At 65.1% G+C, this 11,884-nt stretch carries 9 protein-coding genes; 4 read left to right on the top strand and 5 right to left on the bottom strand.

Annotation, left to right across the window (positions count from 1 at the left end; all coding sequences use genetic code 11):
* Window positions 1–27: 27 nt before the first annotated feature.
* Both G3446_RS02105 and G3446_RS02100 read right to left on the bottom strand, forming a co-directional pair.
* Window positions 28–2,391, bottom strand: coding sequence for an FtsX-like permease family protein (locus G3446_RS02105; protein WP_164450743.1), 2,364 nt, complete (start codon window positions 2,389–2,391; stop codon window positions 28–30).
* Window positions 2,388–3,140 carry an ABC transporter ATP-binding protein gene (locus G3446_RS02100; protein ID WP_245232247.1) on the bottom strand — a complete coding sequence of 251 codons (753 nt, stop codon included), beginning with the start codon at window positions 3,138–3,140 and terminating at the stop codon, window positions 2,388–2,390. Before G3446_RS02100 ends, G3446_RS02105 begins: the two co-directional genes overlap by 4 nt.
* A gap of 97 nt (window positions 3,141–3,237) precedes the next feature.
* Here G3446_RS02100 and cysC point away from each other — a divergent pair, with 97 nt between their 5' ends.
* Complete coding sequence (cysC, locus tag G3446_RS02095) at window positions 3,238–3,900, top strand: adenylyl-sulfate kinase (RefSeq protein WP_164450742.1); 663 nt, start codon at window positions 3,238–3,240, stop codon at window positions 3,898–3,900.
* 115 nt (window positions 3,901–4,015) lie between these two features.
* Here cysC and G3446_RS02090 read toward each other — a convergent pair whose 3' ends face one another.
* From G3446_RS02090 to G3446_RS02080, 3 genes are all read right to left on the bottom strand, one after another.
* Entirely contained in the window at window positions 4,016–5,083 is a 1,068-nt protein-coding gene (locus G3446_RS02090; RefSeq protein ID WP_425338377.1) for a DUF2333 family protein, read from the bottom strand.
* Between the two features lie 111 nt (window positions 5,084–5,194).
* The gene (locus tag G3446_RS02085) at window positions 5,195–6,661 is read right to left on the bottom strand and encodes a glycosyl hydrolase family 57 (RefSeq protein ID WP_164450740.1); all 1,467 of its coding nucleotides are present in this window, start codon (window positions 6,659–6,661) and stop codon (window positions 5,195–5,197) included.
* 81 nt (window positions 6,662–6,742) lie between these two features.
* Window positions 6,743–8,089 (bottom strand): polysaccharide deacetylase family protein, encoded by a 1,347-nt coding sequence (locus G3446_RS02080; protein WP_164450739.1) that lies wholly within the window; start codon window positions 8,087–8,089, stop codon window positions 6,743–6,745.
* 264 nt (window positions 8,090–8,353) lie between these two features.
* Here G3446_RS02080 and G3446_RS02075 point away from each other — a divergent pair, with 264 nt between their 5' ends.
* The 3 genes from G3446_RS02075 to G3446_RS02065 are packed head-to-tail and all read left to right on the top strand — an operon-like array spanning window position 8,354 to window position 11,855.
* Window positions 8,354–8,593: a hypothetical protein gene (locus tag G3446_RS02075; RefSeq protein WP_164450738.1), complete on the top strand. Its 240-nt coding sequence runs from the start codon at window positions 8,354–8,356 to the stop codon at window positions 8,591–8,593.
* Window positions 8,590–9,336, top strand: coding sequence for an ABC transporter ATP-binding protein (locus tag G3446_RS02070; protein ID WP_342450008.1), 747 nt, complete (start codon window positions 8,590–8,592; stop codon window positions 9,334–9,336). The genes G3446_RS02075 and G3446_RS02070 overlap by 4 nt, the downstream gene beginning before the upstream one ends.
* Window positions 9,333–11,855: an FtsX-like permease family protein gene (locus tag G3446_RS02065; protein ID WP_342450007.1), complete on the top strand. Its 2,523-nt coding sequence runs from the start codon at window positions 9,333–9,335 to the stop codon at window positions 11,853–11,855. The genes G3446_RS02070 and G3446_RS02065 overlap by 4 nt, the downstream gene beginning before the upstream one ends.
* Window positions 11,856–11,884 lie beyond the last annotated feature (29 nt).

Genomic DNA, 11,884 nt, shown 5'->3' with positions numbered 1-11,884 from the left:
CGCAAGGCTCCATGACGTCGTCGACACTCATTCCCGGGTCTTGAGCACGGCGACCAGGTCCAGACGGCGGAGCCGGCGCGCCACCAAGGCACCAGAAACGAGGGCGGAGACCAGAATCACCGTCCCTGAGAAGGCATAGACGCGTGGCTCGATAATCATTGGAATCCTGTAGAGATCGGAATCCAGGCCCTGCACGATGAGCGCGATCAAGCCGACGCCGACGAGATAGCCGACGGGAATCGCGATCAGGGTCAATAGGGCTAGCTCTCCAAGTAGGATAAAGCCGATCTCCGCGAGACTGAAGCCAAGCACCCGCAAGGTCGCCAGCTCGCGATCCCGCTCGGTGAGCGCGATGCGGGCATTGTTGTAGACGACGCCGAAGGCGATGCTCGCGGCCAGCAGCGAGGCGACCAGGGCAAAGCTCAGGACGATCTCCGCCATGGAGTCGGTGAAGCTCTGAATGGCAGTCAGGCGGTCGGTCACACCGGCGACCCGCGGCGCCTCCTTCAAGGCGGCGACGATGCCATCGCGCGCCTCGGGCGCGACGGAGAGCAAGGCGCCCGAAATGGCATCGCCTTCCTCGAGCAATCGGTTCAGGGCGCCGAGATCCATATAGGCCGAGACGCCGGTGAAGTCTTGGACCACGCCGACGACCGGCGCCTCGAGGCGCGCTCGCCGCCCTTCCAAGACATCTATCCTCAGCGTCTGACCAGGCCGAATCCTCAGCATGGTCGCCAGATGGTCGCTCAAGACCACGCCGGCCTGAGGTAGCGGCCGCACCGCGAGCCTGTCGTCGAGCACCCGCCTGAGCCTGCCCCCAGGCTCCAGCCCTTGAAGGCCGGTCCGATAGCTCGCGCTCCCATGACGCAGGCGCACCGCCACCTGCCGAAACGGCTCGACCAGATCGACTCCCGACATGGCGCCGAGGTCGAAGAGCGCGCGTCTGGATGTCGGCTCCACGAAGGTCACGGTGAGATCGTCCCGCTGGGCCAGTCCGTACTGGACCTGGACCAGGTAGTCGAGCGCACCCTCCTGAAAACGCCCGACCATGAGGACTGCGCAGGCCATGGCGATCCCCAGAATGGACAGCAGCGCCTTGCCCGGGCGGCGCTCGAGGTTGCGCAGCACCATTCTGGCCGGCTGAGCGAGAAGGCTCTGAAGTCCCCAGCGCTCGACCAAGGTGGGATGAAAGCTCGGCGGCGGCTCCGGCCGCATCGCCTCGGCGGGCCTCAGTCCGACCGCATGCCGCACCGCCGACAGGGTGCCAAGCAGCCCGGCCGCCAGCGTCACGAAGACGGCAATGCCGACGACCTGGGGGCGCACCCGAAAGCTGAGGTAGGGCAAACGAAAGAACTCGCGATAGAGCTCCGCCATCTGCAGTCCGAGCCAGAGCCCGCCTAGGACGCCCAGCAGGAGCCCGACCAGCAGGATCAGCAGGACCCACTGCACATAGTGCGCGCCGATCTGCCAATGGCTGTAGCCGAACGCCTTGAGGATGGCGATCTGGTCACGCTGCGTCCCGATCAGACGTGATAGCACCACGTTCAAGAGGAAGGCGGCGACGCCCAGGAAGATGCTCGGCATGAGCTTGGCCATGCCCTCCAACTGCTCGAGCTCCGAGCTGAGATACCGCTCCGAGAGCTGATCCGCGCGCGGGATCGCGCCCAGCCCACCATAGCGCTCGAGCAGCAGGTCCAAGCGCTCGATGACGTCGGCGGGGCGGGCATCGCGGGTCAGCAGCAGCGTCACGTCGTTGAAAGCGCCGTCCATGTCGTAGGCATTCGCCAGATAGGTGCGGCTCATCCAGAGCACGCCATGCCGCGCGAAGTCCGGAAAGAGATCGCCCGGTTTGATCTGGTAGATGTACTCGGGCGACATGGCGATGCCGACGACATCCAGCCGCTGGCGATGGCCATTGATGACCGCGGCCAGGCTGTCTCCCGGTCGAAGATGGTGCGCGCTCGCGAAGGCTTGACCGAGCACGACCTCCGAATCGCGCCCCAGCTCCGGTAGCCTGCCCTCGCTGAGGTAGAGGCGGTTGTGCTCGGCATTGCGGCCATCCGGCAAGGAAACCAGCACACCTGTGGCCGGATCCTCGAAGCCGGCGACGTCCAGACTCGCCGACGCCACCACGCGCGTCTCCACCGACTGCACGCCCGGGATGGCGCGGATGGCCTCCGCGAGCGACTCGGGCGCCCGCTTCAGTGTGGCGAAGACGTGTGCGAGCCTGTAGTCCCGATAGAAGGCATCCCGTGTCAGCGTCAGGGCGTCGAGCGTCGACAAGGACATGATGAGCGTCGCCACGCCGCCCGCGATGACGACGCCGATGGCCAGCGCCTGGCCACGCATCCCCCAGGTCTCGCGCAGCAGCTTGAGGGTGAGGGCGCTCACCAATGGATCTCGCTCGGCGGGCGCCGCCGCGGGTTGGCCTCGACCGATTGGATGCGTCCGTCGCTCATCCGGATGATGCGGTCCGCCATGGCCGCAATTCCGGCGTTGTGGGTGATCACCGCCGTGGTCGTTTGAAGCTCGCGGTTGACCCGGTCCAGCACCTCCAGCACCAAGGCCCCCGTGGTCGAGTCGAGGGCGCCCGTCGGCTCGTCGCACAGCAGCACCTGAGGACGCTTGGCGACCGCTCGCGCGATGGCGACGCGCTGCTGCTCGCCGCCCGAGAGCTGCGCCGGAAAATGGTCGAGGCGCTGGGCCAGGCCGACCAGGCTCAAGGCCTCCTCGGGTGCCATGGGATCAGTGGCGATCTCGGTCACGATGGCGACATTCTCGCGCGCCGTCAGGCTGGGGATGAGGTTGTAGAACTGAAACACGAACCCCACCACCTCCCTGCGGAAGCGCGCGAGCTCGCGCTCTCCGATCCGGACCAGGTCGCGTCCTGCACAGACGACCTCGCCACTGGAGGGCGAATCCAGACCACCCAGGATATTGAGCAGTGTAGACTTGCCACTGCCCGAGGGACCGAGCAGCACGACCAGCTCCCCCGGAAAGAGGTCGACGTCCACCCCGCGCAGGGCTTGGACGCTCACCTCCCCCATCGCATAGACCTTGGTCAGGCCGCGTGCCCGAAAGATCGGCTCTGGAGGTGCTTGGCGAGCGCTCATGCGGTTTGGGTCTGGCAAGCTCGTCATGGATGCCCGTGGATCCGGAGACTCGGCCCGGGCGTCTTTTCATAGTAACACCGCCGGAAAAACGGCCGGCGAACAACGGAAGAGAAGACGATTCGCGATGACGAATGACACCAATGTCACCTGGCACGAGCATCAGGTATCCAGATCGCTCAGAGAGTCGATGAAGGGCCACAAGGGCTGCGTCATCTGGTTCACCGGCCTGAGCGGGTCCGGAAAGAGCACGGTTGCCAACACGCTGGACCACAAGCTGCACCAGATGGGCGTCCACAGCGCCGTGCTCGACGGCGACAATGTGCGGCACGCCCTCAACGCCGGCCCTGGCATGCTGCGCGGAGCCCATGGCGACGACTTTGCCGAGCGCTTCGGACTCGGCTTCACCGCCATGGATCGCGAGGAGAACATCCGGCGCATCGGCGCCGTTGCTCACCTCTTCTCGCAGGCCGGCATCATTGCGCTGACGGCCTTCATCAGTCCCTATCGGCAGGACAGGGACCGCGTTCGCCGCACCATGGACGCGGGCGAGTTCATCGAGATTTTCGTCGACACCCCCCTGGATGTGTGCGAGACCCGCGATCCCAAGGGTTTGTACAAGAAGGCGCGCGCCGGCGAGATCAAGAACTTCACCGGAATCGACGACCCTTACGAGGCACCGTCCGCGCCCGAGCTGGTGCTGCAGGCGTCCGAAAAGACGCCAGGTGTGCTCGCTGACGAGGTCATTCACTACCTCACGACCCAGGGCATCATCGGCGCCACGGCCTAGGCGCTCGACTGAGACCGGCGTCCCAAGACCCATATCGCAGGGCACCAAAAAAAGGGAGCATCGCGACCGCGATGCTCCCCACTTTCTTACGCTCGCCTCACAGGAGGCGCCGCGCCTACCCTTGCTGCAAGAGCTTGCGCAGATCGATCACGGCCGCGTTCGCCCGCGCGATGTAGGAGGCCATCACGAGCGAGTGGTTGGCCATGGGTCCGAAGCCCGTGCCGTTCAAGATCAGCGGGCTCCAGATCGCGTCCTGCGTATCCTCCAGCTTCCTGATGATCTGCTTCAGCGAGACCAGGGCATTCTTGTCCTTGAGGACAGGCCCGAAGTCGATCTCCATCGCCCTGAGCGTATGCAGAAGCGCCCAGGTGTAGCCCCGCGCCTCGAAGAAGACATCGTCGATCTGCATCCAGGGCGTCTTATTGCTGGACTCTTGCGGCGCTGGCGTTGACTGCCGAGCGTTGGGATCCCCGGCAAGATCCGTGTTCAAATCGCGCCCCCCAACGGCGTATGACAGCCGTTGCGCCGTATTGCCCAGTCGTTTCTCGACCAGCTCTAGATAGGATGAGAGATTGTCCGCCCGCGCAAAGAACTGAGCATCGCGCTCATTTTCATCCGAGAGGCGGGCGAAGTAGCGCTCGAGCGCCTTCACGCCCTTGCGGTACTCCGACTCCGTCGACGGCAGGATCCAGGAGTCCGAGTTGTAGTTGAACTGAGGCTGGGCAATCTGCAGGTCTTTGTCCTCGATCGACTGCGATTGAGCCCGACTGAAGTCGTTGCGCAAGGTGTCGGCGAGGTCACGCAGCTCTGTCAGAGCACCGAACTCCCAATTCGGGATGTTGTCGAGATACATGCCCGGAGGAGAGACATCGTTGCTGAGATACCCGCCCGGCTTATCGAGGAGCGTCTCCGCGATGCCGATCGCGGCCGCGGTTGTATAGCTTCCAACGACCAGCCGCGACTCGTCATCACCCGCCAGCTCCATCGCCTTCTCACGGACATCGAAGGTCCCCGGCGTGCGGGACCACAGGACACCGAGGATGATGACGACGATAATGTAGGTAACGACGAAGAGCCCGCCGGTCCACCAGAGACCCTTCTCCTTCCAGATACGCGGATCATAGAGCGCGATCAGGGCCTTGATTCGCTCGGCGAGCCCCTTCTTCCCAAGGGCGGTCTGCATGTTCATGAATGTCTCCAAGCATTGACATTGTTAATAGAATTGGACTTAATCATTCCATTGTAAAGATTGGGGCAAAGCGGTCGATTCCCAGCCGGCGTCGACAGCGTGGTCTCAATCGAAATCGTGCCGAATGATGTCGGTCACGCGTCGGCAGATCTCACGTCCGTAATCCGTCCAAAGTCCCTGGCCCCAGTAACGGTAGCAGCTCGTCTGCGACGCCATGAGGTGGAACAGCGCGTTGCGGTAGTGTGGATCGTCCGTCGCGGCGCCCGACCCCAGGACCCGCTCGGCGAAGCGTGCGCTCGCCTCCTCCATGGGTCCGAGCACATTGTCGTAGCCCTTCACCCAAGAGAGGTCGCTCGTCCAGCTGCCGCCGTCCATGTGGAACTGGCCATCTTCCTGCCTGAGCGCCTCGATGGTCTTGGCCAGCTTCTCGGGACCATCGCCAGGCTGCATGCGCGCCCAGATGCGGTCCTGGAAGAGCGGCTGGACCTCTGGGAGATCGCTCTCTCGAATCCCGAGCGCGAAGAGGTGCTCGAGATACTCGCTCACGTTCATCAAGGGGGTCTGCGAGTGACTGGCGCCGTTGACCGCCTCCATGAATTTGGACGGGAACTCGTTCATCATCACCCCGCCGTTCTCGCCATCCGCGATCTGGGTCACCAGCGGCGGTATGGACTTGCCCGCAAGCTCCACCCGATCGAGACTCTGCGCCTCGTACCAGGGCTGCATCTGGGCGACCAGCTTGGTATCCGACCCCTGTGTCTTGACGATGGCGATGATACTCGCGGTCTCTCCCTGCGAGTTTGTGCAGACCAGCCGATGCGGGAGGTGCGGACGCTCCGGGTGGCTGCCATTGCCGATCTGCTGCACCGTGTGCTCCTGAACCAGCACCCATTGGTAGCCGCAATCGACCAATGTCTTGACGAATTCGTAGGCAACGTCGGGGTGGTTCGGCAGCGCCATCTCGGACGGCGAGAAGCCGCGCACCCGCTCCAGAGCCTCCCAGCCGAAGATAGCCGCGAAATGGTGCTGAAAAGCGCGCACGTGCAGCCGGTAGTCCTGAACCGGCGTCGAGGGCGCGACCGCATGCCCCCAGGGCATCCCTAGCCACTCGACGGCCCAGGAATAATCTGGATTGCAGGTGACGTTCTTGAGGGCGTCGATGACGTGGTGCTCGCCCATCTTGCGCAGGCCGTGCAGCAGCGTCCCGGAATATTCGAGCATGCAGCGCGGCGACTTCCCCGCGCCCACCAGCTCGGGCACGAATTCTCCGATGCGCTTGTAGCACCAAACGAAGGCGGGCGCATTGTGGTTATCGCCGATGTCCTGATGCTCCATCATGTACTGGAGATTGCTGATCATGGCGGCGGTATGGAGATCGTCGCCACCGGCCGGGATCAGCGGCTGATGCTGATGCAGAGCGATGGCGCAAGCACTGCGGATACCGCCGAAATCGATCCCACCCGTATCGGCGAAGAGCCCGCGGTCGCGGCCGCGCGCGACCACCGTCTCCACCTCGGACTCTTGTCCGCAGATGTTCGGAACCTCTCCAACGTACTCTGGCATTGAGCTCACGGCGCGCTCCTCGAAATCATGGATGGACGAAATGATGGACGGACATTGTGAAGGGACATGATCTGACGATCGAGCCGGGGCTCACGAGCGAGCCGGGCCTGGCCGATCCTTCTCCCGCGGCACAGGCCGAGTCTCTGCCTGAGCGATCGGAGCGGATCGACCCTCGCCCGCCGCCGCTTCCGGCTCGGCCGAAAGGATTTCTGCCGCTTCCTCCTGCCCCCGCACCTCCGCCGGCGCCGCACTCGGCTGACCGAGGGCGATCGCCCGGGCCAAGTCATCGCGGCTCGCTTGCAGCTCGGCCTCGGCGCGCGGCACCCAGGCCTCTCCCCAGTAGAGATTGCAGCTGGTTTCCGCCATCAAAAGGTGCCAAAGCGCGAATTCGATCGCCTCCGCCTCGCCGTCTTCGGTCACGCCGCGCTCGCCGGCCAGCCAACGCGCATCGTGGACCTCCTTGCTCAGCTCTGCAAAGGCCGCGAGCGTATCGCACTGCCGCTGGGATCCCGTCCACTGGGTGAAGTCGCGTCCATGATGCCAACCAGTGTTCCAGGCGCCGGTGCGCACACGCACCTCGCCATGGGCGCCATAGGCGTCGAGGTAGTCGTGCACGAATGTCGGGCGCAGGCTGGCCTCGTCGCTGCGCGCGTGCTCGAGCAGCGGCAGATAGAAGGCGCTCCAGAAATTCGCACCCTCGGTGACATTGCGAAACCAGCCGCCGTTCTCACCATCGGTGCAGGTCGTGACCAAGGGCGGGAAATCGCACCACTTGGTCCGCTCCGCCACCTCGTTGAGGAGCCAGCCCAGCTCCATCCCGGATTCCTGCGCATCGGAAAGCTCGCGGTCACGGACGACGACGACGATCTCATGCCCGCCGTGGCGCGCGATGTGCGGCCGGTAGCGAAGCTCCTGCCAGCTCATCTCGGTGACCGGCTCCACATGCTCGCTGTCGACGAAGACATAGCGATAGCCGAAGGCCCGCAACAGCGGGATGAGCTCCATGCTGAAGCCCATCTCCGGTGGCCAGAAGCCTTGGAAACGGGGACGCCACAGGAGGTGGTGCGCGATCCCCAGCCAGCGTTGCAGATGCTCCTTGCGATCGGCCTCCGGGATCAGCGGCAGCACGGGATGATAGTAGCCCGTCCCGACGATCTCGAAGAGGGCCTGGTTCTGGAAGTGCCAGAGCAGCGAGCCGCAATCGACAATGCCGTAGACCTGCTGCTGAAAGCCCGGATCCGCGAGCGTCTCCAAAAGGGTCCCGGAGAGCGAGAGATGGACCCGCGCCAAGTCCTCATGCCCCCAGAGGCTTCTCGGGATCCGATCCAAGGCGAAGAGGATCTCCTTCGCCTCCCAGGCGCGATGCCCCAGGAGGTCCTGGAGATTGCCGAGTGGCTGGTGGAGATTGAGCACAAGCGCATGGTGAGCGATCTTCATGATCGAGAGCCCGTGAGGATTCGAGGAGGGAAGAATACCAAACCAGCCGGCCGCAATTCACTAGGCCCCAATGACTCAGCCCAGCTTCGCTCGGGGACTTCGATTCGCCTCGCCGGGGCGTTACGCCTGGCGCGGCGCGGCGGCGTGCTCCAGTCTACCCCTTTCGATCTGTGCTCGTCCGTGAACGAAACGAGCGCAGCGGCCTTGAGCCCCGCAAGAAGCCCACCATTTGCAAGAGAGGTGCGAGCGAGCCGTCGGGAGATCATGCCAAACGTCATCATAGATCCAGACTCCAGGTCACTCACCGAGCGCTTCGCGCTGATCCGCAGCCCGAAGCGGTCGCGTACCCGCTTCCCCGCCGGCTGTGTCACCCTGGTCGAGGACGAAGCGGCGGCACGTGCCGGCGCAAATCCGGAGCAACGCCTCCATCCAGCCCTGGTCTATGGTCCTTCGCCATCCTCCGAGGGGCAGCAAGTCTACTATCTGATGCGTTGGCTGACGTGAGCGCGCCAGATCGCCCGAGCCTCGCGACAGCCGTCGCAGAAGACAGACCTGCGCCCATCCTGCGCGCGTCGCGACTCCACAAGGCCTATCGCGAAGGCCGTGAGCTTCACCCCGTGCTCGACGCTGTCAGCCTCGAGGTCGTGCCGGGCGAGTGCGTCGCCCTCCTGGGACGCAGCGGCTCGGGAAAGTCGACCCTGCTGAACATGCTCGCGGGGATCGATCGGCCCGACCGCGGCACGGTGGAGCTCCTCGGGCACCATCTGGCCGAGCTGGGCGAGCCGGCGCTGACGCTTCTCAGACGGCGCGAGATCGGCTTCGTCTACCAGTTCTTCAACCTCATTCCAACCCTCAAGGTCTCGGAGAATCTCGCCCTGCCCCTGGAGCTCAACGGCGTCGGAGGCCGAGACATCGCCCGCCGCGTCGGCACGCTCCTTGAGCGGCTCGGCCTAGGCTCCAGGTCGCGCGCCTATCCAGACCAGCTCTCGGGAGGCGAGCAGCAACGGGTCGCGATCGGGCGTGCGCTCATCCATCAGCCGAGCCTGGTCCTCGCCGACGAGCCGACGGGAAATCTCGACGCGGAAACGGGCGAGCAGATCCTCGCCCTGCTCTCCGAGCTCTTCCATGAGCGCAATCAGACGCTCGTCCTGGTCACCCACAGCCTCGCCGTCTCAAGCATCGCCGACCGCGTCCTGACGCTCGACCACGGTCAGATCGCCGAATCCCCAGGGGATTTCTCCTGGTGATCGGACTGCTGCGGCGCGCCAGTCTCCGCGACCTCGCGCGACATCCCTGGCAATCGGGACTCTCGATCCTAGGGATCGCACTGGGCGTCGCCGTCGTCATCGCGGTGGACGTCGCCAACAGTAGCGCGACGCGCGCCTTCGACCTGTCCGTACAGCAGGTCGCCGGTCGCGCGACACACCGCATCGAGGCCGCCAGCGGACGCATTCCAGACAGCCTCTTCGTGCGCCTGAGGCAGGATCTGCGAGCCACCGCCGCCTCACCCATCATCGAAGCAACCATCAAGCTCGGCAGTAGCACACTGACGCTGATCGGCCTGGACTTGCTCACCTATACGCAACTGCGTAGTCAGCAGGACGTCTCCAAGCTCCAGGGCAACGGCCTGGCCAAGCTGCTCTCGACGCCAGGGGCCCTGCTGCTCGACAGCGAGGACGCCCGGCATTTGGGCGTCGCGCCCGGCGACCGCATCGCGGTCGAGCTCGCGGGCCGGCAAGAGACCGCCCGCGTCGTCGCCGTCATGGATTCGGCCGCCGGATCCAGCTCGAGCGGCCTTGCCATCGCCGACATCTCGACCGCGCAAGAGCTGACCGGGCGGCTCGGTCTGATCGACCATGTCGACCTGGTCCTGGAGGCCGACGAGGTCGAGGCGGCGCGCGCGCGCCTCCCGCCTGGCCTGCGTCTGGTCGATGCCGGTCAGCGCGGCGAGACCTTCAGGCAGATGACCCGCGCCTTCCGCATCAACCTCACGGCCATGGGCCTGCTCGCCATGCTGGTCGGGGGGTTCATCATCTACAACACCATGACCTTCGCCGTCCTGCGCCGCCGACGCCTGCTCGGATCGCTGCGCACGCTCGGCTGCACGCGCGGGCAGCTCTTCAGCCTCGTCGTCGGGGAGGCCATGACCTTCGCGGCGATCGGCGCCCTTCTCGGCGTCGCCCTGGGCATTCTGACCGGCTGGGGACTGGTCCAATTGGTGACCCGGACGATCAATGATCTCTACTTCGCCCTCGCGGTGAGCAGTCTCGACCTGGGCCCTGCCGCCTTGCTCAAGGGAGTCTGCATCGGCGCGCTCGTGACCCTGATCGGCGCACTGGGGCCCGCCTTCGAGGCCGCGCGCTCACAGCCCAGAGAGGTGCTGCAAGAGACCGGCCTGGAGCGTCGCGCAAATCGCTGGGTGCTGGGCCTGGCAATGGTCGGACTCATCCTGACCGCCATCGGCTGGCTCGCCACACTCATCCCGAGCCGATCCCTCACGCTGGGCTTTGCGGCGCTGATGGTCCTGATCCTCGGCTACAGTTTCTGCGTCCCCGCGCTGCTCAAGGGCCTCGCCAGGTCGTTGACACCCTGGGCCGGCCGCACCCTTGGACTCCCTGGTCTATTGGCGGGACGCGGCATCGACGCGGCAATCCTGAGAACCGGGATCGCGGCCGCCGCCCTGACCATTGCAGTGGCCACCACGGTTGGGGTCGGCGTCATGATCGACAGCTTCCGGGCGAGCCTCGTCCACTGGCTCGCCGGCACCTTGCGCAGCGACATCTATGTGACGCTGCCCAACGACAGCGGCGCGGATAAGGCGGCCGGGCTTCCCAGCAACCTCGCGGAATCCTTGAGAGGCATTCCTGGGATCGCCGATGTCAGCCTAGGCAGAGCCGCCCGCGTCACCACGGCGGACGGCAGCGTGCGTCTGCTCGCGCTCGAATCGTCGTCCACGAGCCATCGCGGATTTGCCTTCGAGGGTCGCGAGGTGGAGGAGCTCTGGCCCCGCTTCGAGCGCGGGGAGGCGATGCTCGCCTCTGAGCCCTTCGCCTATCATCGCCAGCTATCCGTTGGCGATCGGGTCGGTCTCTTCACCCCCGGCGGCTGGCGCGATCTGGAGATTGGTGGAATCTTTCGCGACTACGGATCGGACAATGGCATGCTCGTCCTGGCGCGGCAGCACTATGTCACGCTCTGGCAGGATGACGCCATCTCATCGCTCGGGCTCGTCCTGGAGCCGGGCACAGATGGACAAGGCGTCTTCGCAGCGGCCCGGCGGCTCGTGGAGGTCTATGACCGCCCCATACTGGTCACGCGCAGCGCAGAGATTCGCGAGCGCTCGCTCGCGATCTTCGATCAGACCTTCGCCATCACCCAAGTCCTCAGGCTCCTTGCGATCGGCGTCGCCTTCGTCGGCATCCTCAGTGCGCTCATGGCGCTGCAGCTGGAGCGGCGGCGGGAATATGCCATCATGCGGGCGACCGGGATGACCCGCGGCCAGCTCGGCATCCTGGTCCTGACGCAGACCTCCATGCTCGGCCTCGCCGCTGGCATCTTGGCCTTGCCTCTTGGACTCCTCATGGGCGAGCTGCTGATCCAGGTGATCAACCTGCGCTCGTTCGGCTGGTCGATGGAGATGACTGTCAAGCCTTCCCCATTGATCTCAGGGGTGTTGATGGCCTGGCTAGCGGCTTTCCTGGCGGGGGTCTATCCTGCTTGGCAATCCACTCGAGCCGATCCTGCTAGGGCCCTCCGCGCCGAGTGATGCTGGCCTTCGGGTCAGCACTCGAGTCC

The sequence above is a fragment of the Thiorhodococcus minor genome (assembly GCF_010820565.1).
Taxonomy (GTDB): Bacteria; Pseudomonadota; Gammaproteobacteria; order Chromatiales; family Chromatiaceae; genus Thiorhodococcus; species Thiorhodococcus minor.
This window is presented reverse-complemented; position numbering and strand designations above follow the sequence as displayed.

What these genes read in the sequence shown, in the direction of transcription:
- G3446_RS02080 (WP_164450739.1), bottom strand. Translation starts at nt 8,089, where the DNA reads ATGAAGATCGCTCACCATGCGCTTGTGCTCAATCTCCACCAGCCACTC.
- G3446_RS02090 (WP_425338377.1), bottom strand. Translation starts at nt 5,083, where the DNA reads ATGCAGACCGCCCTTGGGAAGAAGGGGCTCGCCGAGCGAATCAAGGCC.
- G3446_RS02100 (WP_245232247.1), bottom strand. Translation starts at nt 3,140, where the DNA reads ATGACGAGCTTGCCAGACCCAAACCGCATGAGCGCTCGCCAAGCACCT.
- G3446_RS02075 (WP_164450738.1), top strand. Translation starts at nt 8,354, where the DNA reads ATGCCAAACGTCATCATAGATCCAGACTCCAGGTCACTCACCGAGCGC.
- cysC (WP_164450742.1), top strand. Translation starts at nt 3,238, where the DNA reads ATGACGAATGACACCAATGTCACCTGGCACGAGCATCAGGTATCCAGA.